Source organism: Antribacter soli (assembly GCF_021568775.1).
GTDB lineage: Bacteria > Actinomycetota > Actinomycetes > Actinomycetales > Cellulomonadaceae > Antribacter > Antribacter soli.
Window position 1 is genome coordinate 1 of record NZ_JAKGSG010000070.1, and the last position, 26,304, is coordinate 26,304.

Here is a 26,304-nt window from a genome sequence, read left to right on the forward strand (position 1 = left end):
ACCTCGCCGCATCACGCGGCGAGGTTCGCGGACGAGGTGACTACTTCGGCGGTCGGTCAGGTCAGAGACCGAGGTCCGACGCGTCGAAGAAGCCGGAGCCGACCAGCGCCGTCTCGACGTCGTCCTTGGTGACGACCTGCGGCTCGAGGAGGTACGCCGGGACGACCTTCACGCCGTTGTCGTACGTCTCGGTGTCGTTCACCTCGGGCTCCTCGCCCGCGACGATCGAGTCGATCATCGTCGCGACCTGGTCACCCAGCGTGCGGGTGTCCTTCCAGACCGTCATGGACTGCTTGTCGGCGAGGATGTTCTTCGTGTTCGCCAGGTCGGCGTCCTGGCCGGTGATCAGCGGCCAGTCGTCGCCCGGGGCGTAGTCGGCGCCCTCGAGGGCCTGCTCGATGCCGAGCGCGAGCGAGTCGTTCGGGGACAGGACGACGTCGACCTTCTTGTCCGTGTAGAACGAGTTAAGACGGTTCTCCATCTCGGACTGGGCCGTGGCGGAGGTCCAGCCCTGGATGCCGATGGAGGCCCAGTCGTCGACCGAGGCCGGCGCCTTGCCGGACGGGACGACGAGCTGGCCGGACTCGATGTACGGCGTCAGCACGTCCCACGCGCCCTTGAAGAAGAACTTGGCGTTGTTGTCGTCGGGCGACCCGGCGAACGGCTCGAGGTTGAACGGACCGGCCCCGCCCTCGAGGTCGAGCTGCTCCGCGATGAACTGGCCCTGGAGGGTGCCGACCAGCTCGTTGTCGAAGGTGGCGTAGTAGTCCACGTTCTCGGTGTCGTTGATGAGGCGGTCGTAGGCGATGACCGTCACGCCCTGGTCCGCAGCGGTCTGCAGCACGGGGCCGAGCGCGGTGCCGTCGATCGAGGCGATGACGAGGATGTCGGCGCCGTCGTTGACCATGTTCTGGATCTGGGTGATCTGCTGGTCGACCTTGTTGTCGGCGTACTGCAGGGACGTCTGGTAGCCCGCTTCCGCGAGGAGCTCGTCCAGGTGCGCGCCGTCGTTGTTCCAGCGCTCGAGGCTGCGAGTCGGCATCGCGATGCCGACGAGCGTGTCTTCGGGGGAGCCGCTCTCGCTGCCGGCGTCCTCGCCCGAACGCTCGGCGCTGCACGCGCCGAGGGCGAGGGTGGTCGCAGCGGCGACCGCGAATGCGGCGGTCCTCATGCCGATCCTGCGCAGTGACATCGTCGTCTTCCTCTTCGTCGTCGAATGGTTTGTCGCCGAACGCGTACTTTGCGCCCGCCGACCGGAAACGTACGCATCTTGCGTTCGGCGGTCAAGGCCAGATCGTCTGCCGTTGCCAAACTGTGTTCAAGTCTCGAATTCAACACGCCGGCGAGGTAGTCTCCCCTCGTGCGGAGGGGCAACACCACGCCTGGGACGCCCACGTCGCTCAGGGAGGCGAACCGGGGCCGCATCGTCGACGCCGTGAAACGGTTCGGGGGCCTCACGCAGGTCGAGCTCGCCGCGGCGACAGGCCTCTCGACCGCCACCGTGTCCACGATCGTGCGCGAGCTGCTCGACGCCGGCGTCGTGGAGACGCACGCCACCTCCCGCTCCGGCCGGCGCGCCGTCAAGGTCACGATGGCCCGCCGCCTCGGTCTCGTCGCCGGCGTCGAGGTGGGACCACGCGCGCTGCGCGTCGCCCTCGGGGACCTCACGCTCTCCGTGGTCGCCGACCAGACCATGCCGCTGCCCAGCGACCACCGCTCCGACACCACCCTCGACCGGGCGGCGCTCCTCGTCGTCGACCTGCTCGACCGCGTCGGGGCCGAGCTCGACGAGCTCCTCGCCATCGGGCTCGCCATGCCGGGGCCCGTCGACTCCGCGACCGGCGAGGTCACGGTCCGGGGCGTCCTGCGGGGCTGGGACGACCTGCACGTCGGCCAGGTGCTGTCCAAGAGGCTCGCCCGGCCCGTGCACGTCGACAAGGACGCGAACCTTGCCGCCCTCGCCGAGCACGACCTCGGCGCGGCCCGCGAGCACCACGACTCGGTCTACGTGCGGGTCGGGCACACGACGAGCGCCGGCCTGGTGCTCGGCGACCGCCTGCACCGCGGGTACGCCGGCACCGCCGGTGAGATCGGACACGTCCAGGTCGACCCCGCGGGGCCCGTCTGCCGGTGCGGCAACCGCGGCTGCCTCGACACCGTCGTCGGGGCGCAGGCGCTGCTCGGCTCCCTGCGGTCCAGCCACGGCGACCTCACGCTCCGCGACCTCATCGCGCACGCGGGCGAGGGCGACCCCGGCTGCCGCCGCGTCGTGGCCGACGCCGGGCGCGCCGTCGGCGAGGTCGTCGCCGGGCTCGTGACCGTGCTGAACCCGCAGGTCGTCGTGGTGGGCGGCGAGCTGGCCCGCACGGGCGACGTCCTGCTGGACCCCCTGCGGACAGCCATCCTCACGCACGCGATCCCGGGCCGGCTCGCGCCCGTGGAGGTGGTCCCGGCCGCCCTCGGCGACCGCGCCGAGGTCCTGGGCGCCCTCGCCCTCGCCCGGCAGCAGACGGACGTCCAGCACGCCCACCTCCTGCGCCACGGCCACGGCGACGACGCCCTGTCGGGCACGGGGTCGGGCGCGGGGTCCGGCCCGCGGTCCGGCGCGGGCTTGGGCGAGGGGGACGACGTCGGGCACCCTGGTACCCAACGCGCCGACGGTGGCGCGCACGAGAGCGAGGCGAGTTGACGAAGACAAGCCCACGGTCGACGACGCCCGTGCTGTCCCTGCGCGGGATCGACAAGAGCTTCGGGCCGGTGGTGGCCCTGGAGGGCGTGGACCTGGACGTCCACGCCCACGAGGTGGTGGCGCTCGTCGGCGACAACGCCGCGGGCAAGTCCACGCTGGCGAAGGTGGTGGCGGGCGTGCTGTCGCCCGACGCCGGCCTCATCGAGATGGCCGGCCGGCCGGTGACGATCGGCTCGGCCGCGCAGGCCCGCGCCCTCGGCATCGCGACCGTGTTCCAGGAGCTGGCGCTGTGCGACAACCTCGACGTCGTGCAGAACCTCTTCCTCGGGCAGGAGCTGCGGCGCGGCCGGGGCCTGGACGAGGAGGCGATGGAGGACAGGGCGCGCGAGATCCTGCGCGACCTCACCTCGCGCATCCCGTCCGTGCGCACGCCCCTTGCGGTCCTGTCCGCCGGGCAGCGGCAGACGGTCGCGATCGCGCGCACCCTGCTCGGGTCACCGCGCGTCGTCGTCCTCGACGAGCCGACGGCGTCCCTCTCCGTCGCGCAGACCGCCGAGGTGCTCACGCACATCGAGTCGCTGCGCAACCTCGGGCACGGCGTCATCCTCATCAGCCACAACATGGGGGACGTGCGCGCCGTCGCCGACCGGATCGAGGTGCTGCGGCACGGCCGCAACAACGGCTCGTTCCCGGCGGCGGCAGTGTCCTACGAGGAGGTCGTCGCGGCGATCACGGGCGCGAGCCGCCCGCGGGCGGTCGCGGGCTGACGGCTCACGGCTCCTCGTCTCCCAGGGGGTCGGTGGAGGTGATCCGGTCGCCGGCGGTGCGGTCGGTGCTGAACCGCAGCCGTCGCTCCAGCACGTCGGTCGCCACGTCACCGAGGGTCTTGTCGTGGGCGAAGGCGTGCGCACGGAGCAGGGCGAGCGCGTCGGTGGCGCTCACGGCGAGCTGAGCCACGACCATGCCCGTCGCCTGGTGCACCCGCGCGCGCTGGGGCCACGTCGGCGGCTCCATGAAGATCAGGGACCCAGGGTCCGCGAGGAGTGCGGCCCCCACGGCGTCGGCGAGGAACTGCGCGTCGGCGACCGCGTGGTTCAGGCTCCCGGACGTCGCGTACAGGGTGAGCACCCCGATGGTGGTCCCTGCCGGCCGCATCGGGAACGCGAAGACGGTGAATGAGCCGGCGACGGTGCCGGCGAGCTCGGTGAACATGGGGAACGGGCCGTCGCTGCGGTCGTCGACCGTCGTGATCACGGTGCGCCCGTCGCTGAAGGCGGTCTGGCCCGGGCCCTCCCCCAGGACCTCCTGGAGGTTCTCGATGATCGAGGAGGTGGTGTCCGACGCGCTGACCGTGAGGCGCTCCGGAGTGGTGGGAGACAGGGTGACCGCGCCGCCGTCCGCCCCCATGATCTCGACGCTCGCCCGGCACAGGCGTGCGGCGAGGGATTCGTCCTTGTCGGCGTGGGCCAGGCTCTGCGCGAGGAGACCGAGCATCTGCGTCCGGTCGATCATCTCCGCGCACCTCCTCGTGGCACCGGCCACGTCTCGGCCGCCCCCCGAGCACCAGTCTGCTACGGGCGGCGCGCCGAGGCCATGGTCGGCGGCGCTACGAGGAGCCGGCTGCGTTGCGGGCGTCGAGCTCGCCCAGCACGCGCCGCAGGTACGTGTACGTGAGGTCGCCGGCAGCCTTGTCGAACTGCTCCTCGTAGCCGTGCTTCGTGTACATCGCGAGGTTCTGCTTCGAGTCCTTGCCGGTGAAGACCCAGATCTCCTTCGTCTGCTCCGGCAGGTACGGCAGCACGGCGAACAGCATCTGCGTGCCGAGGCCGCGGCCCTGCTTGTCGGGCGCGACGGCGAGGCGGCCCAGGGTCGCCCGCTGGTCCTCGATCTCGACGCGCACGGAGCCGACGAGACGATGTCCTTCCCAGGCGCCGATCGTCACGACGTCCTCGCGGGCCAGGTCTGCCCGGAGCTCGGCGAGGGTCTGCGTGAGGGGCGGGATGTGCGGGTCGTCGTACAGCTGCGCCTCGCTGACGAACGCCGCGCGACGGAGCGTGAGCAGCTCGCCGGCGTGGTCGTCGTCGACCAGTGCGATCGTGGTGGTGGCTTTGCTCATGGGTCCATCGTGTCAGAGATCGGGCGGGGTCGGCACGCACGTCCGGGCACGCCTACGGTTGACCCGTGAAGCAGCACTGGATCCTGACGCTCTCCTGCCCCGACCGACCGGGCATCGTCCACGCCGTCGCCGGGATGCTCGCCGAGCACGGCGGCAACATCACCGAGTCGCAGCAGTTCGGAGACCCCGCGTCGGGACTGTTCTTCATGCGCGTGCAGGTCGAGTCCGCGGCGTCGCACGAGGAGCTGTCGGCCGCCGTCACGGACATCGCCGCGCGGTTCGGCATGACGTGGCAGCTCGACACGGTCGGCAGGCGGGTGCGCACCCTCGTGATGGTGTCGAAGGCGGCGCACTGCCTCGTGGACCTGCTCTACCGGGAGCGGTCGCAGAACATGCCGATCGAGGTCGTCGGGGTGGTCGGCAACCACACCGACCTCGCCGACATCGCCGCGTTCTACGGCAAGCCGTTCCACCACGTGCCCGTCACCGCCACGACGAAGGCCGAGGCCGAGGCCAGGCTCCGGGAGCTCGTGAAGGAGCTCGACGTCGAGCTCGTCGTCCTGGCGCGCTACATGCAGATCCTGTCGGACGAGCTGTGCCGCGACCTGTCCGGGCGGATCATCAACATCCACCACTCGTTCCTGCCGTCGTTCAAGGGCGCCCAGCCCTACCGGCAGGCTCACGAGCGCGGCGTGAAGATCATCGGCGCCACCTCCCACTACGTCACCGGCGACCTCGACGAGGGCCCGATCATCGAGCAGGACGTCGAGCGCGTGGACCACTCGCGGGACGTCTCGGACCTCGTCGCGATCGGCGAGGACGTGGAGCGGCGCACACTGGCGCGTGCCGTGCGGTGGCACGCCGAGCACCGCGTGCTGCTCGACGGCCACCGCACGGTCGTGTTCCGCTGACCCGCACCTCGGTTCGACGGGTCGCCGTCGGATCCGCGTCCCGTTCGAGAAGGCCATCAGGTATCGCTTCCGGCTGCGAAGCGATACCTGATGGCCTTCTCGAAGCGGACGGGTGCTGGCGCTCAGCCCTGCGGGTCCTCCAGCACCGCCACGGTGCGGGCCGGGACCGTCACCGTCCCGGTCGCGACGTCCCACGTCGTGGTGCGCACGACGTCGTCGGACCCGGTGGCCTGCACGGGTGAGAGCCCGTAGTCACGCCCGGCGAGCCCCGGCACCGTCAGCGTGACCGCCGACGGCGACGCGTTGAAGACCGTCAGCAGGCCGTCCAGCGCGGGGTCGACGTCTGCCGACCCGAGCCGGTCGTCGACCGACATGACCACCACGCCGGGCACGGCCTCCGGTCCCGAGCCCGGGAACGTGACCTTCTCCTGGATCAGGTCCGCGGACCCGAGCCGGAACAGGTCCGTCGACGAACGCAGCCGCAGCAGGTCGATCGCCGCCGCGGACGAGTCCGCGATGTGGTCCGCGCCGGGCTTGAGGGCAGGGTCCGCCAGCAGAGGCGCCATGACGGGCCACTTGTCCTCGTTGTCGGAGGCGAGCGGCAGCCCGCGCCCGAACCCGTTGTCCTGCCCGGACCAGTCGATCGCGTTGAACCAGTCTCCCGAGTCGTACGAGTTCCGGTCGAGCGACTTGGAGCGCAGCAGGTCGGTGCCTGCGTGCCAGAACGACGGCGTCTGCGCCAGGGCGGTCGTCGCGAGCGACACGGTGTTCATCCGCACCCGGTCCTCCATCGACGTCGTCACGGGCAGCTTCAGCGTGAGGAGGTCGAACAGCGTCTCGTTGTCATGCGCGTCGACGTACGTCACGACCTCCTCCGGGGCGTCGGCGTATCCGGCGGGGGCACCGCGGTAGTCGATCTGGTCGCCGCGCTGCGTCTCGCCCGTCGACGTCACGAACGTGTACGCCCGCAGGTTTCCGGCCAGGCCGAGCTTCACGAGGTCGGTCTGGTGCGCCAGGTCGGCTGCCTCGTCGGCGCCGCCGTCGTTGACCGACGCCGGGTCGCCGGCCCGCGCCTCGCGTCCGTTCGGCGCCGTGAACAGCCCGGTGCCGAAGCCCTGCGTGAAGGTGCTCGCCCCGTCGACGGGCGACCCGCCGTGCACGGCGTCCCGCAGCCGGTCGCTGAAGGTGCCGATACCCGTGCCGCCGAGCTGGCCCTGCTTGGCCTGCTCGAACAGCGCGTTCCCGGCCACCTCGCCGAAGTCCCAGCCCTCGCCGTACAGGTAGACGGACGACCCGTCGACGCCGTCCTCCTCGAGCGTCAGCTCGTCGAGCGCGGCCCGCACCGCGAGCATGTTCTCGACCGAGTGGTGCCCCATGAGGTCGAACCGGAAGCCGTCCACGTGGTACTCCCGAGCCCACAGGACCACGGAGTCCACCATGAGCCTGCCCGCCATCACGTGCTCCGTCGCCACGTTCTGGCAGCAGGTCGACGTCTCCACGGCTCCGGTCACGGGGTCCAGGCGCTGGTAGTACCCCGGCACCACGCGGTCGAGCACGGATGTGTCCGCCTGCCCGGAGGCCGACGTGTGGTTGTAGACCTGGTCCAGCACGACCTGCAGACCCGCCTTGTGCAGCGAGCCGACCATCGTGCGGAACTCGGACACGCGCGCACCGCCGTCGGACGACACCGCGTACGACCCCTCGGGCGCGAGGAAGTGGTACGGGTCGTAGCCCCAGTTGAACGCGTCCTGCGCCTTGATCGCCGTCACGGCCGCCTGCTGGTCGGCCGAGTCGGGCGCGAAGCCGGTCAGGTCGCCGGTGACAGCCTGGTCGTCCCGCGACTCGGGGATGGTCGCGATGTCGAACGTCGGCAGCAGGTGCACGGTCGTCAGCCCCGCCTCGGCGAGCGAGCGCAGGTGCGTCATCCCGTCCGAGCCTGGGACGCCGAACGCGAGATAGGTCCCCCGCTTCGCCTCCGGCACCGTCTCGTCCGAGACCGAGAAGTCCCGCACGTGCAGCTCGTAGATCGTCTGGTCCACGGCCCGGTCCACGACGGGCGCGGGCGTGGTGCGCCACACGCGCGGCTGGTAGGCCTTGTCGTCGAGCGACACGACGACGGAGTGCGTGGAGTCGACCGTCAGCGCCACCGAGTACGGGTCGGTGACGACGTTCGTCTCCACCTGTCCGGTCGACGGCACGTAGACCCGCACCTCGTAGAGGTAGCGCGCGCCGTTCCAGGGGTAGCTCCTCGCGGCGGCCCTGCCGTCGACCGTCCAGGTGCCGTCCGCCTGCCGCGTCGCGGCGAACCGGTCCGGCTCCTCGTCGAGCGACGCGCCCGCGGGCCACGTCAGCAGCGTGACGTCCTTCGCGGTCGGCGCCCAGAGGGCGAACGACGCCCACTTGAGGCTGGCATGCACCGTCACGCCCAGGGTGCGTTCGGTCGCGAACAGGTCGTCGAGCACGCCCGGCACCTGCACGCCCGTCGCGGCGGTGAGGTCGCCGCCGTCGGACCGCGTCACGAGGAGCTGCCCGGTCAGGGCCGCCTCGGCGGCGGGCCGGTCCAGGCCCTCGACCTGCAGGGGCGCGTAGCCGGCGAGCGCCGGGAAGTCGGTAGCCACGTCCTCTGGCACGGCCTCCGCCCGCGTCAGGGTGTACGACGACGACGTACCCGCGCCGCTCACCTCTCCCTCGCTCACCGCGAGGCCACCCTCGGGGGCGGTCCACAGGGTCCAGCTGTCGCCGGTACCGAGGTCGCCCGGCCACAGCAGCAGGTCCTCACGGACCCAGTGGGCGGACTGCAGCCCCGTCCCGGGCAGCGGCGGGTTCGCCGTCTCGACGGTGAGGACGTGCGAGGCGAGGTCGTAGGAGAAGGTAACGATGGTGCCGCCGTCGGCCGCTGAAGGCACAGTGAAGCTGTAGTTCGCTCCGCCCGCCACGCCGCCCTGGCCGTAGTTCTCGGCCCAGGACAGGCCGTGGGCGGCCTTGACCTCGTAGGCCCCGCCGCTGAGCGCGGTGGTGGACCACGTGTAGGTGCCGTCCCCGTCAGGGTCCTTGGCCCAGGTGGCGAGGCAGTCGGGCGCCCAGGCGCCGGGGCAGCCGGCCTGGTCCTGGTAGGAGCCGGGCAGGGTCACGATCGGTCCCTGCGCCGTGGACGAGAAGTCGTGCGAGACAGGGTCCCAGTAGAACGTGACCGGGCCGCCGGCGTGGTGGTAGGTGGCGTTGGGGCCGTCCTGCACGCCGCCGACGCCGTAGTTGACGGTCCACGAACCGTTGATCGCGACCTTGTACTCGTAGTCGCCCGCGGGCAGGTCGAACGTTCCCGCCCAGACGCCGTCAGGGCGCTCGGTGAGGCGCGCCGCCTCGCAGTCGGGCGTCCAGTCGCCGGCGCAGCCCATCTCGCTGTTGTGGTTGCCGGGCACGGTGACCATGTCGATCTCGGGCTCGGGCTCCGAGCCGCCCGCGACCCCGCTGACGTCCACGCCCACGGAGGCGAACGTGGAGGCCGCGGAGCGGTCGCCGTCGGCATCCGTGCCGACGGCCCGGTACTCGACGAGGGTGCCCTCGGTGAGCCCTGCCACGTCGTGGAAGACGCGCGGCGTGGTGTCCTCGGCGGTGCCCAGGGGGCTCCACGCGGTCGTGCCGACGGCGCGCCAGGCGAACGAGGTCTCCGCCCAGGCGTCGTCGACCGTCGCCGCGACGGGGGCGGTGCCGGTCAGGGCCGCACCGGCGCGGGCCGGGCTGCCGGCCGCGACGGCGATCGTGCCGTCCGCGTCGGCACCGACGGTGCGGTCCGCGACGAGGACGACGGCGGACAGCGCCGGGACCGTGAGCGTGACCGTGCCGTCGGCGTCGGCGCTGGTCGCGACCTCGGTGCCGTACAGCGGGGCGTACGCGGCACCCGGGGTGAGGGTGGTGAACGTGACCGTGCGCTCGGCGGTCGCGTTGTTCACCGCGACCAGGTGCTCCACCTTCTCGGTGCGGTCGACGCGGGAGAACGCGTAGACGCCCGCGCCGTCGTCGGCGAACCGCTCGACCTGCGCTCCCGTGGCGAGCGCCGGGTGGTCCTCCCGCAGCGCGGCGAGGGCCGCGATGTGCCCGTAGAGCGGGGCGCTCGTGTCGTAGCGGTCCGTGCTGCCCGCCTGCTCACCCGTGACGAGCGGCTGGTTCGCGTACTCCGTCACCTGGGTGGCGAAGAGGGTCTGCCGGGCGTCCTTGTCGCCACCCGTGCCGGCGAAGCCCTGCTCGTCGCCGTAGTAGACGACCGGCTGGCCGCGCGTCAGGTACATCAGCTCGTGGGCGAGCTCGTCGCGCGCCTGAGTCGTGCCGTCGGCGGCACCCGCGTTCGCGAGGAGGTAGCCGACGCGGCCCATGTCGTGGTTGCCGAGGAACGTCGGCAGGGCGGCAGCGCTGGTGTCCGGCGTCGTGTACAGGTCGTCGCCGGCGTACAGGCTGCTCAGCCGTTGCGCGCTGTTGCCGCTCGCGTAGCTGGTGGCCGCGGCCTGGAAGGAGAAGTCGAGCACCGACGACATGTCGGTGTCGCGGACGTACGGCGCGGTCTTGGCCGGGTCGGCGTCGTAGACCTCGCCGAACATGAAGAAGTCCGGCTTGCCGGCGGCGCGGGCGTAGTCCAGGACCTCGGTGGTCCACTCCTCCCAGAACTCCTTGTTGACGTGCTTGACCGTGTCGATCCGGAAGCCGTCGATGCCCAGGTCGACCCACGTCTCGTAGACGTCGACGAAGCCGTCGACGACCGTCGGGTGCTCGGTCATGAGGTCGTCAAGGCCGTCGAAGTCGCCGTAGGTGACGGACTCACCGGTCCAGGTCGAGTTGCCCCGGTTGTGGTAGAGCGTCGGGTCGTTGAGCCAGGACGGGACCTTGAGCGTCTGGTCCTCGGGGGCGATCACCGGCGTGTACGGGAAGGACGTCGCCGGGTCGAGCGCGGGGAAGCTGTCCGTTCCCGCGTGGTCCGCGGGGTCGAAGACTGCGCCGGCGGCGTCCGTGTACGGGCTCGTCGCCTGGTCGACGTACGAGTACTGACCCTCGGCGTAGTCGATCACGTCCGCCGTGTGGTTCGTGATGATGTCGAAGTAGACCTTGATGCCGCGCGCGTGCGCGTCGGCGATGAGCGCGCCCAGCTCCTCGTTCGTGCCGAGGTGCGGGTCGATGCGCGTGAAGTCCGTGACCCAGTAGCCGTGATACCCGGCGGACGCCGCGGCGCCCGTGCCCTGAACCGCCCGGTTGAGGAAGCTTGGGGTGAGCCAGATGGCCGTGGTGCCCAGGCCCTCGACGTAGTCCAGGCTCGCGCGCAGGCCGGCGAGGTCGCCGCCCTGGTAGAAGCCCTTGTTCGTCGGGTCGAAGCCGTTCTCCAGGGCGCCGCCGGACAGGCCGCCCGTGTCGTTGGTCGCGTCGCCGTTCGCGAACCGGTCCGTCATGACGAAGTAGAACCGCTCGTCGGAGCCGGACTGGCGGACCGGTGCCGTCGCGAGGGCGGCGTCGGCGTCGGTGTACTCCCCCTCCAGCGTCAGGGGGGTGAGCGCGATGCGGTGCGTCGAGTCGTCGAACGTGACCTTGACGCGGGCCGGTCCCGCGAGGACGAGCGGCGCGTTCGTGCTGCCGCCGTCGCGGCCGTAGGACTCGTCCCAGGCGTCGTTGATGGCGACCTTGTACTCGTACGAGCCGGCCGGGAGGTCGAACTCCGCGGTGTAGGTGCCGTCGCCCACGGGGGTCAGGTCGGTGGCGGCGCAGGCGGGGTCCCAGTCGGCGGCGCAGCCCAGCTCGTCCTGGAGGCTGCCGACGAGGGCCGCGGTGCGGTCCTCCGCGGCGGCGGTGCTCGTCACCCCGGCGAGGCCTGCGAGGGCGACGAGCGCACCCGAGGCGAGGGCCGCCGTCGGGCGGCGGAGCCAGGATGGCCCTCCTTCGAGGAGGGGTAGATCGCGTGCAGCGCGATGCATTGGAGACTCCTTCGTCGTCCGGGGTGGTGCCCCTGTGTGATCCGCGCCCGACTGTAACGGTTGCAGAAACGTGCAGCAAGGCATCAGGCGCCCCGCGGCGTCCCGGACGTACGCCGGCGCGAGCAGACCGTCCCGACCGCCCGGAGCCAGACCGCGAGGACCCCGGAGGAAACGACGTGACCACGACCGACACCGCCGCGCCACCGCGCCGCTCCTGGCTCGCACTGGCCGTGCTGCTGCTCGGCGTCTCGATGGCGCTCCTCGACACCACGATCGTCAACGTGGCACTGCCGACCATCCGGACCTCGCTCGATGCCTCCGAGGCCACGCTGTCCTGGATCGTCTCGGGCTACGCACTCGCCTATGGCCTCGCGCTCGAGGAGGCCCGCCGTCAGGACCTGGCGCACGACGGACGGTGAGCCACTCATCGCGATGCGGCCCGGCTCCTCCTTGAGCTTGAGCACGCCCTCGATGAGTCGTGCTGGCGGAGTTGCGCGGGTTGGACGCTGACGCCAGGGCTGTGGACGAAGTACTTATCCACATCTTTTGTCATCTTCTAGCATGTCGCACGAGTGTTCGACTAAAGTGGAGGGCGTCGGGCAGGGGGCCCGGCTCGCCGGGCGTTCGATCACGAGTCCGGCCGGTGGCGACACGTCAGGGGGTGGTCGTGATGGTGCTGGCGATGACGCCGGGCGACGGCCGTGCCCTGGACGGGTGCGCGCAGGACGGGACGCCGGACGGGCTCGCACCGGACGGGTTTGATGCGGTGCTGGCCGCCGCGCCCGCGGGTGCGGGGCTGGCCGGGCTACTGGAGTCCATCGCCTCGATCGGCCCGGAAGGCGTCCAGGGCGTGAAGTCGCTCGGCGACGGTGACCTGCTGGACCTGGCCGCGGGGTGGGCCCGGCTGATCGGGTGGGCGACAGCACAGCAGGCGGCGGTGGCTGGTGAGCTGGGCCGGCGTCGGGCGTGGTCGGTGGAGCACGCGCACGCCGCGGTCGAGCTCGGCGCCCGCCTGGGCGTGCCGGGGCCGGAGGCCGACCGGGTGATGGCCCGCGGGGCCGGGCTGGACCGCCACCGCGAGGTGGCGGCCGCCCTCGTCAGTGCCTCGATCGACACGGTGAAGGCCGACCTCTTGCTGACGGCCGGCAAGACGTTGACCCTCGAGCAGCGTCAGGCCGCGATCGCGGACGTGCTGCCCCTCGCCCCGGGGCAGTCCCGCCGGTGGGTGCGGGACAAGATGAACGAGCACGCCCGCCGCCACCAGACACCCGCCGAGCAGACCACCTCCGAGCAGGACGCTCGAGCGGTCTACCTGGACCAGGTCGACGGCGGGACGATGGCGTGGTTGTCGGCACACCTGCCCGCCACCGACGCAGCAGCCGTCTGGGCAACCCTCGACACCGCCGGGCGGGCGATCAGGCGTGCCGGGAAGGACCGCACGCTTGCCCAGGCCCGTGCGGACGCCCTGACCGCGATCCTGACCGGCCGCCTGATCGTGCCCACCGTCCCACGATGCGCCCCGCAAGAAACGCCGCCCCCGACCGGCGCTGCGGGCACGGCAGCGAGCACGACGGCGGAAACCTCGGCCGACGGTCCGGCGACGGTGCCCGGCTACGTCCCCGGCGTCCCGCGCACGACCGCACCCGCACCCGCTACAAGCGGGTGCCCCTCCCCGGGCTCCACCGCGGACGCCGACGCCGACGCCTGCTCTGGCGCGGGCGCAGGCTCCACCACGGACGCAGGTTCCACCACGGAGGCGGGGTGCCTGTGCGGAGGTTGCCTGTGCGGCGCCACCCGGATCACCGTCCTGCCCGTCCGCGCCCAGGTTCGCGTCACGGTCGCAGCCTCCACGCTCGCAGGCCGGGACGACGAGCCCGGCTTCCTGGACGGGTACGGACCGGTCGAGGCGGACACCGCCGCACTCCTCGCGACCGACGGGACCTGGCAGCGGCTCGTCACCGACCCGGTCACCGGGATCCTGACCGACCACTCCACCCACGCCTACGTCCCAGGCGTCGTGCTGCGTCAGGCTGTCGTGGAACGGGACGTGACGTGCCAGTTCCCGCAGTGCGATCGTCCGGCCAGAGCGGCGGACCTGGACCACATCACCCGGTTCGACCACGCCCTCGACCCGGCCACGCTCCCCAAGGACACCCCCGGACAGACCCGGGCCGCCAACCTGCAAGCGCTGTGCCGCAGGCACCACAACGCGAAGACCCACCACGGCTGGACCGCCATTCGCGACCCACACACCGGGGTCACCGTCTGGACCGCCCCCACCGGCCACACCTACCAGCGCCCGCCGACACAGGCCGGACGACCCGTAAGTCTGCGCGACCATGACCGCCGCCTTCTCGGCCGCCCGACCGCCGGCACGCAGCGGACGGCAGACCCCGGCCCGCGTCCATCCCCGGCGCCGGGCCAAGCCCAAGGCCCAGGCCCAGGCCCGGACCCGGGCCCGGGCAGCCTGAGCAGGCTCGAGCCTGGCGACCCACCGTTCTGACCGACGGTCATCAACGGGGAAACCTGGCCCGGACCCGCCGGCGTCCGGAGGTCAGCCCGCCAGTCCGGAGGTCAGCCCGCCAGGTACGACCAGCGGGGGGCCAACTCGGACCACGAGCCCACATCGGCCACGCGGCCCTCGTCGAGCACGACGACGCGGTCCGCGCGGGCCAGTGCCGCCCGCTTGGACGTCGCCCCGATGACCGTGGTGCCCCGCTCCCGCAGGCCGGCCCACAGCTCGATCTCCGTCGTCGCGTCCAGGGCGCTGGACACGTCGTCGGCGAGCAGCAGCTCGGTCTCCGCGGCGAGCGCCCGTGCGAGCGCGAGACGCTGCACCTGGCCGCCCGAGAGCCGCACGCCCCGGTGCCCGACCAGGGAACCCGGTCCACCTGCCTCCGCCACGTCCACGTGCAGGCGCGCGGCCACCATCGGGTCGTCGAACGGGCGGCCGTGGTCGAGGCTGACGTTGTCGGCGAAAGTACCCGACAGGACGCGCGGCACCTGCGCGACGTGCGCGACCTGCCCCGGGCGCAGGAAGCTCTGCGCGTCCACGATCTCGGTGCCGTTCCACCGGATGCTGCCCGTGTGCTCCAGCAGGCCCGCGAGCGCCGAGAGCAGGCTCGACTTGCCCGAGCCGACCTGCCCGAGGAGCAGCACCAGCTCGCCCCGGCGGACGGTGAGGTCGACGCCCTCGACGCCGATCGTGCCGTCGTCGTGCACCGCGGTGAGGTTCTCCAGGTCGAGCCGTTCGAGCGCGACCCGCGGACCCGGCCGCGGCTCGGGGGCGCGGCCCGCGACGAGGTCGACACCCTGGTCGAGCGTGACCAGGTCCGTCCCGCCGGCGAACCGGCTGGTCGCCTTCTGCCAGGCGCGGGTGCCGGGCGCCTCGGTCACGACCGAGCCCGCGACGACGCCGAACCATCCGAAGCCGGTGACGGCGTTGGCCACGAGCAGCGTCGTGGCAAGGTCCCACCGGTCGAGCAGCAGCATCGACCAGGTGGCGACGACGCCGAGGTTCACCATGACCGTGGGCACGCCGTCGAGGAACGCCTGGATGCGGTGCTCGAAGATCGCCGCGTCCACCCGGCCCGAGTCGACCTTGCGCAGGTGCGCGTGCACCTGCGGCGTGCGGGCGGCGAGCTTGACCGTGCGCGCCGAGTCGAGGGCCGACACGAGGAATCGGCCGAACCGGGCGCGCGCCGCGGAGGACTTCGTTGCCGAGCGACCTGCGATCGGCCGGCCGACGGCGGACGCCAGGGCCGAGACGACCATGACGGCGAGCAGCACGGCACCCGCCGTCCACGAGCCGCTCACCAGGGCTGTCACCCCGGCCACGATCAGGCCGTTGACGAAGTCCACCCAGCGGTCCGCATAGCGGACGAACCGGTCGGCGTCCATGGCGCGGGCCACGATCTCGCCGGGCGGTGTCGCCGGGAGGCGGCGCTGACGCGTCTGCCCGGCCATCACCGACATGCGGACGCGGAGCAGGACCTCGATCCACCATCGCGGGTACACGTAGATCGCCCGGGCAAGGATCAGCGGCCCGGCGGTGAGCACGACGGCGATCGCGACGAGGCGCCACGTGTCGACACCCAGGCCGGCCTTGAGGTCCGCCACCATCGAGCCCCAGAGGTACCCCGTGAACGCGCCCTGCGCGCCCACGAGGTTGAACACGAGGAAGAGCAGTCCGCCGAACAGGCCCCACCACGGCCGCACCAGGAGCGCGCCGACCACACCGCGGGCGAGGCTCGGCCCGTGGCTGGGCTCGGGCAGGTCGGGCGCCTCGCCGACGCGCCGCCGCGTCCCGACCGCGGTGGGCGGCGCCTCAGCACCCTCACCCTGCGCGGGGGCCGGCGGCTCCTGTGGGCTGTCGATCGAGCCCTGGTGCTCCTCGCCGGCCTCGAGCAGGTCGCGGAACGGCCCCGGCATGTTGGCCAGGAGCTCGCGCGGGCCGTCCTGGACCACACGGCCGTGGTCGAGAACCGCGACGTGCTCGGCACGCGCGATCGTGGAGAGCCGGTGCGCGACCAGGACGCCCGTGCGACCCGACAGCAGACGGTCGGACGCCGCGACGACGCGCGCCTCGGTGAGCGGGTCCATGCGCGCCGTCGCCTCGTCGAGGACAACCACCTGCACGTCCCGCACCAGCAGGCGCGCGAACGCGACGAGCTGCTCCTCGCCCGCGGACAGGCGGGTGCCGCCCGGGCCGAGAAGTGTCTCCAGACCGTCCGGCAGGCCGTCGACCCAGTCCTCCAGCCCGAGGTCGCGGACAGCGGACTCGACCGTCCCGGCCGGGACGTCGGCGAACAGCACGATGTTCTCGCGGAGCGACCCCGCGAGGATCTCGGTGCGCTGCGTCACGACGCCGACGGCGCCCCGCAGCAGCTCCAGGTCGAGGTCGCGGACGTCGGCACCGCCCAGGAGCACCGTCCCGGGCTCGGGCTCGACGGCGCGGGACAGGAGCGAGGCGAGCGTCGACTTGCCGGAGCCGGTCCTCCCGACGAGCGCGACCGTCTCCCCCGCGGGGATCCGCAGGTTCACGTCCCGCAGGGCGAACGTGCCCTCGGCGTACGAGAAGTGCAGGTCCCGCAGCTCGAGGTCGAGCGGCCCGTCCGGCAGGTCGCGGCCACCGACCGGCTCCGGCAGCACGGCCATCATCTGGCGCACGCGCACGACGGCGCCCACCCCCTCCTGGATGTCGGAGAGGTGGTGGATCAGGTTGTCGGTCTGGCCCACGAACATGGCCGTGACCAGGAACAGCGTCACAAGACGATCGATCGGCAGCCCGCCGGTGCTCGCGAACGCCACACCTGCCAGGACGGTCGCAGCCAGGAGCGCGTTGAGCACCAGACCGGTGTTGCGGAGCATCCGGGTCTCGACGCCCAGGACGCTCGCGAACTTCTCGTGGACCGACGCCGAGAGCTGGGCCAGCCGGCGGATCGCGAAGGGCTGCCCGAGGCTCGTCCTCAGGTCGTCGCGGGCCGCGACCGCCTCCTCGAACGCCGCGGCATGGTCCGTCCAGGCCGCCTCCTCGACGATCTTGCGGCGCGCGATCTCGGCGAGGTACGGGCGGGCGAGGAACACGGCCAGCGCACCGAGGGCCGGGAAGACCAACCAGGCCGGCCACCAGGTGACGCCCGCGATGATCCACATGGGCACGACGCCGACGACGGTGCGGCCCGCCCCCCAGAGCTGGCGGCGGACGAGCGTGCCGGTCGCGTGCGTGTCGTCGTCGACGCGGTCGAGGATCTCGCCGACGGCCTGCTCGTTGAGCTCCGCGAGCGGCTGGCGCATCGCGGCAGAGAGCAGGTCGCCGCGGAGGCGCCCCTCGGCACGGTCCACGACGCCGGCCCACAGGACCTGGCCCGTCGTGTCGGCGAGCGCCCCGCCCACGACGCAGAGCGCGAGCAGGCCGAGACCGACCACCGTGACCTGGGCGGCGAGCTGGCCGGCAGCCACGGTGCCGAGAGCGGCGCCGATCGAGCCGACGGCGAGCCCCACGAGCGCGACCACGCCGACGGGACTCTTCAGCCGGCGCCAGTCGACCTGGCGGGAGGGGTCACCGAGGTCCCGGTCCGGCGCAGGGGTGGGCGCGGCGGGCGCGGGCGGGGTGCGCGTCAGGGTGGCTTCACTCATCGTCCTTCGACGGTACGTGCCACCACTGACACAGAACGAGTTGTTTTCCCCAATGCGACGGAGCGTGCCTTCCACTTCGGAAGGCACGCTCCGACGTCGGGCAACGAACGATCAGAGCGCGGCGAGCGCCTCGTTCAACGTCGCCGACGGGCGCATCACGGTCGAGACCTTGGCCTCGTCGGGGCGGTAGTAGCCGCCGATGTCGACCGGCGAGCCCTGGACGGCGAGCAGCTCGGCCACGATGACCTGCTCGTTCGTCGCGAGCGCCTCGGCCAGCGGCTTGAAGGCGGCGGCGAGCTCGGCGTCGTCGGGCTGCGCGGCCAGCTCCTGCGCCCAGTACAGGGCGAGGTAGAAGTGCGAGCCGCGGTTGTCGATCGTGCCGAGCTTGCGGCCCGGGGATCGGTCTTCCTCGAGGAAGGTGCCGGTGGCACGGTCGAGGGTGTCGGCGAGGACCTGCGCACGGGCGTTGCCCGTGAACTTGGCGAGGTGCTCGAAGGACGCCGCGAGCGCGAAGAACTCGCCCAGGCTGTCCCAGCGCAGGTAGTTCTCCTCGACGAGCTGCTGCACGTGCTTCGGCGCGGAGCCGCCGGCGCCGGTCTCGAAGAGGCCGCCACCGTTCATGAGCGGCACGATCGAGAGCATCTTGGCCGACGTGCCGACCTCGAGGATCGGGAACAGGTCGGTGTTGTAGTCGCGCAGGACGTTGCCCGTGACGGAGATCGTGTCCTCGCCCCGGCGGATGCGCTCCAGCGAGTACGCGGTCGCGGCGGCCGGGTCCATGATCTCGAGCGTGAGGCCGTCGGTCTCCCCGGCGCTGCCGTCGGCCAGGTACTCGCGGACCTTGGCGATGAGGTTGGCGTCGTGGGCGCGCTTCTCGTCGAGCCAGAAGACGGCCGGCACCCCGGCGGCGCGGGCGCGCGTGACGGCGAGCTTCACCCAGTCGCGGATCGGGGCGTCCTTGGTCTGGCAGGCGCGCCAGAGGTCGCCGGCGTGCACGGAGTGCTCGAGGACGGCCTCGCCCGCGCTGTTCACGACCCGGACGGTGCCGTCGGCGGGTACCTCGAACGTCTTGTCGTGCGACCCGTACTCCTCGGCCGCCTTGGCCATGAGGCCGACGTTGGGGACCGAACCCATGGTGGCCGGGTCGAGGGCGCCGTTCGCGCGGCAGTCGTCGATCACGGTCTGGTAGATCCCGGCGTACGACGAGTCGGGGATGACGGCGATCGTGTCCGCCTCCTCGCCGTCGGGGCCCCACATGTGGCCGCCGCCGCGGATCATGGCCGGCATGGAGGCGTCGACGATGACGTCGGACGGTACGTGCAGGTTGGTGATGCCCTTGTCGGAGTTCACCATCGCCAGACGCGGGCCGTTCGCGAGCGCCTCGTCGAACGCGGCGCGGATCTCCGCACCGTTCTCCAGCGCGCCGAGCCCGGCGAGGATCGCGCCGAGGCCGTCGTTCGCGGACAGGCCGGCGGCCGCGAGCTGCTCGCCGTACGTGTCGAAGACCGGCTTGAAGTAGGCCTTCACGGCGTACCCGAACAGGATCGGGTCGGAGACCTTCATCATGGTCGCCTTGAGGTGGACCGAGAACAGCACGTCCTCGGCCTTGGCCCGCTCGACCTGCTCGGCGAAGAACGCCTGCAGCGCGGCGACGTCCATGTACGTGCCGTCGACGACCTCGCCCGCCAGCACCGGCAGCGACTCCTTGAGGACGGTCACGGTGCCGTCGGCGGCGACGTGCTCGATGCGCAGCGTGTCGTCCTGCTCCAGCACCACGGACTTCTCGTTCGAGAAGAAGTCGGCGTGACCCATGGTCGCGACGTTCGTCTTCGAGTCGGGCGCCCAGGCGCCCATGCGGTGCGGGTGCGCCTTCGCGTACGCCTTGACCGAGGCGGGGGCGCGGCGGTCCGAGTTGCCCTCGCGCAGCACCGGGTTCACCGCGGAGCCCTTGACGCGGTCGTAGCGGGCGCGGGTCTCGCGCTCCTCGTCCGTCTCGGGGGCCTCGGGGTAGTCCGGCAGGTCGTAGCCCTGGTCCTGCAGCTCCTTGATCGCGGCCTTCAGCTGCGGGATCGAGGCGGAGATGTTCGGCAGCTTGATGATGTTCGCCTCGGGCCGCGTCGCGAGCTCGCCGAGCTCGGCGAGGGCGTCGGCCTGCTGCTGCTCGGCCGTGAGCCGCTCCGGGAACTGCGCGATGATGCGGCCGGCGAGCGAGATGTCGCGCGTCTCGACGTCGACGCCGGCCGTGGCCGCGTACGCCGTCACGATCGGCAGGAACGAGTAGGTCGCCAGCAGCGGCGCCTCGTCCGTGTGGGTGTAGATGATCTTGGCCATGGGCTGTGCAGACTCCTGCCGGTTACGTGCGGGTATCTTGATATCAAGATACCTGATGCGGGCGGTGCGACCCGAATGCACCCCGGTGTCTGACGGGCGGCGGTCCGCCCCGGGCCTCAGAGGAGGCCGAGGGATCGGACCGCCTCGCGCTCCTCCAGGAGCTCGGCCACGGAGGCGTCGATGCGGGCGCGCGAGAAGTCGTCGATGTCCAGGTCCGGCACGATCTCCCAGCCCGAGCCCGACGACGTCACCGGGAACGACGACACGATGCCCTCGGGTACCCCGTACTCGCCGAGCGACCACACGCCGGCACTCGTCCAGTCGCCCTGCGGCGTGCCGCGCACCCAGTCGCGCACGTGCGAGATCGCCGCGTTCGCCGCCGACGCCGCCGACGACGCACCGCGCGCCTCGATGATCGCCGCCCCGCGCTTCGCGACCGTGGGGATGAAGTCGTTCTCGAGCCAGTCACGGTCCTCGGCGAGCGATGCCCCCGGCGTGCCGGCCACCTCCGCGTGGAAGATGTCCGGGTACTGCGACGCCGAGTGGTTGCCCCAGATGGTGACCCGGCGGACGTCGCCCACCCGTGCGTCGGCCCGTGCCGCGAGCTGCGACAGCGCGCGGTTGTGGTCCAGGCGCGTCATCGCGGTGAACCGCTCCGGCGGCACGTCGGGCGCGTTCGCGGTCGCGATGAGCGCGTTCGTGTTGGCCGGGTTGCCGACGACCAGCACCTTCACGTCGTCCGCCGCACCGCTGTTGATGGCCCGTCCCTGCGGGCCGAAGATGCTGCCGTTGGCCTCCAGGAGGTCCGCCCGCTCCATGCCCGGCCCGCGCGGGCGAGCGCCGACGAGGAGTGCGACGTTCGCGCCGTCGAACGCCTTCTTGGGGTCGTCGAAGATGTCGATGCCGGCCAGCGTAGGGAAGGCGCAGTCGTCGAGCTCCATGGCGGTGCCCTCGGCCGCGCCCACCGCCTGAGGGATCTCGAGGAGCCGCAGGCGTACAGGGACGTCCGCGCCGAGCATCTCTCCCGCAGCGATGCGGAAGAGCAGCGCGTACCCGATCTGGCCAGCGGCTCCGGTGACGGTGACATTCACGGGTTCAGTCATGGACCCACTGTTGCACCAGGTGGGCCGACATGCCCAGGCCGGCCCCGGCGTGCCTTGTTCTCTCCGTCACGGAGCCACGAGCTCGGCACCCCGGCCGCGCATCGAGCCGGTCACGTCGTAGCCCGGCACGATCATGCACGCGAGCATCCGGTCGCCGTCGCCCCACGACTGCTCGGTGGGCGGCGCTGCCCGGAGAGCGGTGTTCGGCTCCTCGTACGGCACGCCGGCGAAGTCCTCGAACGCCGGGATGCATCGTGACCAGGCCGTCTTCCAGTTCTCCGCCTCCCCCGGCCACGGGCCGTCCGGCAGCACGTCGACGAGCAACACCTCCGCGCCGTGGGGCTCGTCGCACGGGACGACCTCCACCGTGGACGACTCCTCCGGCACCGGGTACGACTCCACCTGCTCTGGCACGTAGCAGTCACCCGGGAGCAGGTCGAGCCAGTCGACCTCGAGGCTGTCGGCGCGTGCGTCCGGCCCCTGGCCGAGGGCGACGACGGCGGCCGCCGCGCCGGATGCTGCCAGCACCAGGGCACCGACGCACACCCCGACGACGACACGCCTCCGCGACCGCGGCCCGACGGGTGCCTCGATGCTCGTCACCGGCCGGTCCCGCGTGCGCTGCCGACGACGTCGTCGGCGGCCGACTCCAGGAAGCACCGGATCTTCGACTGGCCGTGGTACGACTCATACGCGTCGGGCATCGTGAACCAGTACGCAAAGCGCGACTCGGCCTGCGGGAGACCGACGAACGCCTCGAGCTCGGCGCCGCAGAAGTCCACGGCATTGGCCCGCATCGCGTCCTCGCCGGGGTACACGTCATCGATCTCGACTCCGACGAACTTCATGGCGTACACCTCGCCGCCGTGCGGCTGTGCGCAGTCGACCACCGGGACCGTCGTCACCTCGGCCGGCAGGTCGCCGACCAGGTAGCAGGACCCCAGCGCAACATCCCACACCGACCGGTCGCCCATGAGGGACTCGCGCTCCAGGAGCGGGCCAGCCTCCGGGTTCACTGTGACAGCTGGGGTGTCCGCGGGGTCCAGCCGGGCGGTGACCAGCGTCAGGGCGAGAGCGGCGCCGGCACCAGCGAGCGCGAGCCCAGCCGCACCCACGACGACTCCCGCGATCCCGAATGCCCGGGCCTGCGACCCGGCGTATGCCACCTCGGCGACGTCCCTCCGGCCGTCGGCCGCAGCGGCCCGCAGCGACGAGAGCCAGGCCGGGATCGCCAGCGCCCAGCAGAAGGGCATCGCGAGAACGGCCCAGGCCGTGCCGGTCGTCGGCGGCCGACCGTCTGCCGGCGGTGGGGGCAGCGGTGCAGGAGAGACCGCGTACGGGTCGGGCCTGTGGGTCTGCTCGGCCATCGTCACACCCCCGCCATGAGCTCGGTCGCATCGTCCTGCAGCGACCCTGTCACCGGCGCGGGCGGGACGAAGGTGCAGTAGATGAGGCGTACGTCCCCCGAGGACCCGATCGGCGGGTACCACGTCTGCACGAGACCGGACGAACGGCCGTCGGATCTCCCGAGAGCCGCCTCGAAGGCCGCGACGCAGTCCGGCTCGACCGCCGCGTGCAACGTCTCCTCGTCGGGCCACTCGCTCGGAGTCACGCTCCAGGCGTCGACCAGCTCGGCGACGTGCAGCTGATCGCACGGCACGACGTCGACGACGAGGAGGTCGGTGCCGAAGATGATGTCGCTCATCACGTCGCCCTCGGGGTCGGAGCACTCGCCGACCCGCAGGTCCGACGCGTGCACGCTGGTGGTCCGGGTCCCCTCGCGGACCGGTGCGCGCAGGGCACCCGGCTCCGGCAGAGGTGCGCCGAAGCCCGCCGGGCCCTGCTCGGCCGCCTCGGCCGCCGGACCGCTCGAGGCCGACCTCGCGACGGTCGCCGCGACGAGTCCGCCGGCGACGGCCAGCACCATGACCGCACCGGACCCGACGGCCGCGACGGCAAGACGCCGGGCCCGCCTCGATGCCTCAGCCGCCGCCTCCTCGTCACCCGCGCCCTGCACCTGCGCCGCCCTGTTCGCGGCGCGCGCCGCGGGGATCGCGAGCGGCCAGAAGAGCACGATGGCGGCGAGCACCAGGCCGACGGGGATCCTGACCGGGTCCATGTGCGGGGCCGTCGTCGGCGGCGGCTCTTCGGGGGTCATGCGGTCCTCGGTTCTGGGTGGATCGTTGCGCATTTGTACCAGACCGCACGGATCCTGTCGGACACTTCCTCGCGCGCACAGACGACTACACGTGTATATCTCTGCCATGGCTTCGAACCTCGTCACCGCCACCGACCTGCGGCACACGCTCACGCGCGTCCTCGACTCCGCGCAGGAGGAACCGGTCGGGATCACCAGCCGCGGCGCGGTGCGCGCCGTGCTGGTCTCGCCCGGCTTCTACGAGCGCGCCCTCGAGGCTCTCGACGAACGGCTCGAGCGGGACGACGACGGCTGCCCCTAGGCCCGCAGCCCGAGGGCAGCGGAGATCGTGTTGCGAAAAGGCAAAGCCGGAGCCCGAAACAGCCGCTCTCCTGGACCGAAAGGCGATAGCGTGCGGGTGTCACGTCTTCCGACGGGAATCGTCAGGTCATCTCCGCGTTCAGGTTCCGTCCAGGCGGGTGGTGGCAGGATGCTCCCGCCTGTCCGACACACACGAGTGTGCCGCCCCCGAAAGGAATCAGACCTCATGTCCCAGGAGTACGCCGTGACCGGCGGCGAGACCGACGTCGAGGAGTGGGAGCCGGGCATCTGGTCCCGCCTGCTCGCCGAGACCTTCGGCTCCTTCGTGCTCGTCCTCGGCATCGTCGGGACGAGCCTGTACAACATCGTCAACCAGGGCTCCATCCTCACGGTCGCCCTCGCGGGCGGTGTCGCGTGGATCGCGGCGTCTGCCGCCGTCGGACGCATCTCTGGCGGCCACTTCAACCCCGCGGTGTCCTTCGGCGCCGCGCTCGCCGGGCGCCTCGCCTGGCGCGACCTGGGGCCGTACGTGCTGGCGCAGCTCGTCGGCGCGGTGCTGTCCGCCGCCGTGCTGTTCGCGACGATCCCCCAGACGCTCGTCGACCTCACCCAGAAGGCCGACAAGTTCGACTTCTTCCAGGACACGGCGAACGGCTTCTCGATCAACTCGCCGATGTACACGTCCTCCGGCGGCGGCGCGCAGTTCGACCTGTTCCCGACGCTGCTCATCGAGGTCATCGTCACCGCGGTGTTCGTGGGCGTCGTGCTCGGCGTGAGCGACAAGCGGGCCAAGGTCACGTACGCGCCGGTCGTGACCGGCCTCCTCGTCACCGGGTTGACCATCGTCACGTGGATCGTCGACGGCGGCGCCTTCAACCCGGCCCGCTCGACCGCCGCCGCTCTCTTCTCGAACGACTGGTCGGCCAACGGCGTGGGCGGGCAGCTCTGGCTGTTCTGGGTCGCCCCGCTCATCGGTGCCGCGCTCGCCGCGCTGTTCTACCGCGCGTTCGCGTCCGAGCCGTACGAGTTCGAGGACGTCGAGGCCGGCCCGGTCGTCGCGACCGCCCCGGCGGACGACGACGAGGAGTGGACCGACATCGCGGCCACCGAGGCCGAGGCCGAGGAGAAGCCGCTGGTCACCGCCCAGTCGCTGCCCGCCGAGAAGGCGGAGGCCGTCGGGCCCGAGGCCGGCGTGCCCGAGGCCGGCGAGGAGCCGACGGCGGAGGCCGAGGGCAAGAAGAAGGCCTGAGGCACCTCGCTCCCGCAGGCGACGGCCCCGCACGGACCACGGTCCGGGCGGGGCCGTTTGCCGCCCGCAGGAGCGTCGGTGGTCGCTGCTATACATGAGCCATTGCGTGTGACGCTCGGCACATGAGCGGATCCGCAGATCGCAGCGTTTTCCGCCGACAGAACCAGGCAGGTGCCATGACCGACCCGTTCGCACCCCCTTCGCCCCAGGAGCCGCGAGGACCTCGCGAGACCCCGGAGCAGCCCACCGAGAAGGTCGACTACGAGCAGCCGACCACCCCGCTGCCCTACACCACCGGGTCCGCGCCCGAGACGCCGAGCACGTACCCGGCGGCGCCTCCACCGGCCGGCGCCTACGCGGCCGCCCAGTACCAGGCCACGCCCGCCGGCCCCACCGACGCGCGCGGCTGGGTCATCGCGGCCTTCCTGCTCTTCTGGCCGCTGGGCATCGCCGCGCTCTTCCCCTCCTTGCGGGCTTCCCGAGCGATCGGCGCGGGCGACCTGCGGACGGCGGCGGCCGAGGCCACGACGGCGAAGAAGCGCGGCATCATCGCGATCATCGTCTTCGCGGCGGCGTCCGTGCTCTCGATCCTCCTGTGGATCGTGGTCTTCGCCGCCCTGTACTCCCAGGTCGGCGACCTGGACGACGCGTTCTCCGGCTCGGACCCCTTCGCGTCCGAAGAGGCCGTCGATGACTTCACCGAGGAGGAGCCGGTCCTGACCGGGGACCCGGTGAGCCTCGAGGAGCTCGCCCTCGGCGACTGCCTCACCACCGTCCACAGCTTGATGGACCCTGAGACCGTGCGCGTTCCCTGTGACGAGTCGCACACCGGCGAGGTCTACGCGTCCTTCCCCGTGAGCAGCACGGATTTCGAGAACGAAGTCGCGATGGAGATCGCCATCAACGAGCGCTGCTACGACGAGTTCAGCACGTTCGTGGGGCTGGACTTCTACGACTCGGAGCTCGACTACTGGGTCGCCCCGGGCGCGACCTCGGGTGACGTCACCACCGTCGGGTGCATCGTCAGCACGACCCGGGGCGACACCATCAACGGCACCCTGCAGGGCGCCAACTACTGACCGCCGGTCGGGCGGGTCCGGGGCGAGGTCACGTGCCTCTCACCCGGACCCGCTACGATCGCGGCCCATGATCCTGGCCGTCGCGCTCGCGCCGACCTACGTCACGCCCGGCATGGTCCACCGCGCCGAGGGTACCTCCCTCCGCTGATCGAAGCCGTGACCGGCGTGCGCGTGGGGGGCGCGGAGGACCCGGTGCTCGCCGACCCGGACGAGCCGACGGCGGACACCGAGGGCAAGAAGAAGGCCTGAGCCACCTCGCTCCCGCCGGTCGACGGCCCC

The 26,304-nt window shown here is 72.0% G+C and carries 18 protein-coding genes; 8 read left to right on the forward strand and 10 right to left on the reverse strand.

What is annotated here, in order from left to right; all coding sequences use genetic code 11:
• Nucleotides 1-61: 61 nt before the first annotated feature.
• Complete coding sequence (gene chvE / locus L1785_RS22425; RefSeq protein WP_236091467.1) at nt 62-1,171, reverse strand: multiple monosaccharide ABC transporter substrate-binding protein; 1,110 nt, start codon at nt 1,169-1,171, stop codon at nt 62-64.
• Nucleotides 1,172-1,360: 189 nt separating this feature from the next.
• Here chvE and L1785_RS22430 point away from each other — a divergent pair, with 189 nt between their 5' ends.
• Nucleotides 1,361-2,689 (forward strand): ROK family transcriptional regulator, encoded by a 1,329-nt coding sequence (locus L1785_RS22430; protein WP_236091468.1) that lies wholly within the window; start codon nt 1,361-1,363, stop codon nt 2,687-2,689.
• Complete coding sequence (locus L1785_RS22435) at nt 2,686-3,456, forward strand: ATP-binding cassette domain-containing protein (RefSeq protein WP_236091469.1); 771 nt, start codon at nt 2,686-2,688, stop codon at nt 3,454-3,456. The genes L1785_RS22430 and L1785_RS22435 overlap by 4 nt, the downstream gene beginning before the upstream one ends.
• Nucleotides 3,457-3,460: 4 nt before the next feature.
• Here the strand turns inward: L1785_RS22435 and L1785_RS22440 are convergent, their stop codons facing one another.
• Together L1785_RS22440 and L1785_RS22445 are read right to left on the reverse strand one after the other, a co-directional pair.
• Entirely contained in the window at nt 3,461-4,201 is a 741-nt protein-coding gene (locus tag L1785_RS22440; RefSeq protein ID WP_236091470.1) for a GAF and ANTAR domain-containing protein, read from the reverse strand.
• Nucleotides 4,202-4,295: 94 nt separating this feature from the next.
• Nucleotides 4,296-4,805 (reverse strand): GNAT family N-acetyltransferase, encoded by a 510-nt coding sequence (locus L1785_RS22445; protein ID WP_236091471.1) that lies wholly within the window; start codon nt 4,803-4,805, stop codon nt 4,296-4,298.
• 65 nt (nt 4,806-4,870) lie between these two features.
• Here L1785_RS22445 and purU point away from each other — a divergent pair, with 65 nt between their 5' ends.
• On the forward strand, nt 4,871-5,716 hold the full coding sequence (gene purU / locus L1785_RS22450; RefSeq protein WP_236091472.1) for a formyltetrahydrofolate deformylase: 846 nt from the start codon (nt 4,871-4,873) through the stop codon (nt 5,714-5,716).
• A 122-nt stretch (nt 5,717-5,838) separates the two neighbouring features.
• On the opposite strand, the gene pulA is transcribed toward purU, so the two are convergent.
• Entirely contained in the window at nt 5,839-11,667 is a 5,829-nt protein-coding gene (gene pulA, locus L1785_RS22455; protein ID WP_236091473.1) for a pullulanase-type alpha-1,6-glucosidase, read from the reverse strand.
• 176 nt (nt 11,668-11,843) lie between these two features.
• Here pulA and L1785_RS23475 point away from each other — a divergent pair, with 176 nt between their 5' ends.
• Together L1785_RS23475 and L1785_RS22465 are read left to right on the forward strand one after the other, a co-directional pair.
• Nucleotides 11,844-12,086 (forward strand): hypothetical protein, encoded by a 243-nt coding sequence (locus tag L1785_RS23475; RefSeq protein WP_372461905.1) that lies wholly within the window; start codon nt 11,844-11,846, stop codon nt 12,084-12,086.
• A gap of 224 nt (nt 12,087-12,310) precedes the next feature.
• On the forward strand, nt 12,311-14,170 hold the full coding sequence (locus tag L1785_RS22465) for an HNH endonuclease signature motif containing protein (RefSeq protein ID WP_236091474.1): 1,860 nt from the start codon (nt 12,311-12,313) through the stop codon (nt 14,168-14,170).
• Between the two features lie 71 nt (nt 14,171-14,241).
• Here the strand turns inward: L1785_RS22465 and L1785_RS22470 are convergent, their stop codons facing one another.
• The 6 genes from L1785_RS22470 to L1785_RS22495 form a co-directional block, all read right to left on the reverse strand.
• A complete protein-coding gene (locus tag L1785_RS22470; RefSeq protein ID WP_236091475.1) occupies nt 14,242-17,805 on the reverse strand; it encodes an ATP-binding cassette domain-containing protein in 3,564 nt (1,187 codons plus the stop codon).
• A 111-nt stretch (nt 17,806-17,916) separates the two neighbouring features.
• A complete protein-coding gene (locus L1785_RS22475; protein ID WP_236091476.1) occupies nt 17,917-20,136 on the reverse strand; it encodes an NADP-dependent isocitrate dehydrogenase in 2,220 nt (739 codons plus the stop codon).
• Nucleotides 20,137-20,252: 116 nt separating this feature from the next.
• On the reverse strand, nt 20,253-21,239 hold the full coding sequence (locus tag L1785_RS22480) for a malate dehydrogenase (protein ID WP_236091477.1): 987 nt from the start codon (nt 21,237-21,239) through the stop codon (nt 20,253-20,255).
• Between the two features lie 66 nt (nt 21,240-21,305).
• On the reverse strand, nt 21,306-21,842 hold the full coding sequence (locus L1785_RS22485; RefSeq protein WP_236091478.1) for a septum formation family protein: 537 nt from the start codon (nt 21,840-21,842) through the stop codon (nt 21,306-21,308).
• Entirely contained in the window at nt 21,839-22,606 is a 768-nt protein-coding gene (locus L1785_RS22490; protein WP_236091479.1) for a septum formation family protein, read from the reverse strand. Before L1785_RS22490 ends, L1785_RS22485 begins: the two co-directional genes overlap by 4 nt.
• 2 nt (nt 22,607-22,608) lie before the next feature.
• Nucleotides 22,609-23,397 (reverse strand): CD225/dispanin family protein, encoded by a 789-nt coding sequence (locus tag L1785_RS22495; protein WP_236091480.1) that lies wholly within the window; start codon nt 23,395-23,397, stop codon nt 22,609-22,611.
• A gap of 106 nt (nt 23,398-23,503) precedes the next feature.
• Here L1785_RS22495 and L1785_RS22500 point away from each other — a divergent pair, with 106 nt between their 5' ends.
• The 3 genes from L1785_RS22500 (at nt 23,504) to L1785_RS22510 (ending at nt 26,025) form a co-directional block, all read left to right on the forward strand.
• Nucleotides 23,504-23,698, forward strand: a complete 195-nt coding sequence (locus L1785_RS22500) for a type II toxin-antitoxin system Phd/YefM family antitoxin (RefSeq protein ID WP_236091481.1) — start codon at nt 23,504-23,506, stop codon at nt 23,696-23,698.
• A gap of 225 nt (nt 23,699-23,923) precedes the next feature.
• Nucleotides 23,924-24,946 carry an MIP/aquaporin family protein gene (locus L1785_RS22505; protein ID WP_236091482.1) on the forward strand — a complete coding sequence of 341 codons (1,023 nt, stop codon included), beginning with the start codon at nt 23,924-23,926 and terminating at the stop codon, nt 24,944-24,946.
• 176 nt (nt 24,947-25,122) lie between these two features.
• Nucleotides 25,123-26,025: a CD225/dispanin family protein gene (locus L1785_RS22510; protein WP_236090441.1), complete on the forward strand. Its 903-nt coding sequence runs from the start codon at nt 25,123-25,125 to the stop codon at nt 26,023-26,025.
• The last annotated feature ends 279 nt before the right edge of the window (nt 26,026-26,304 follow it).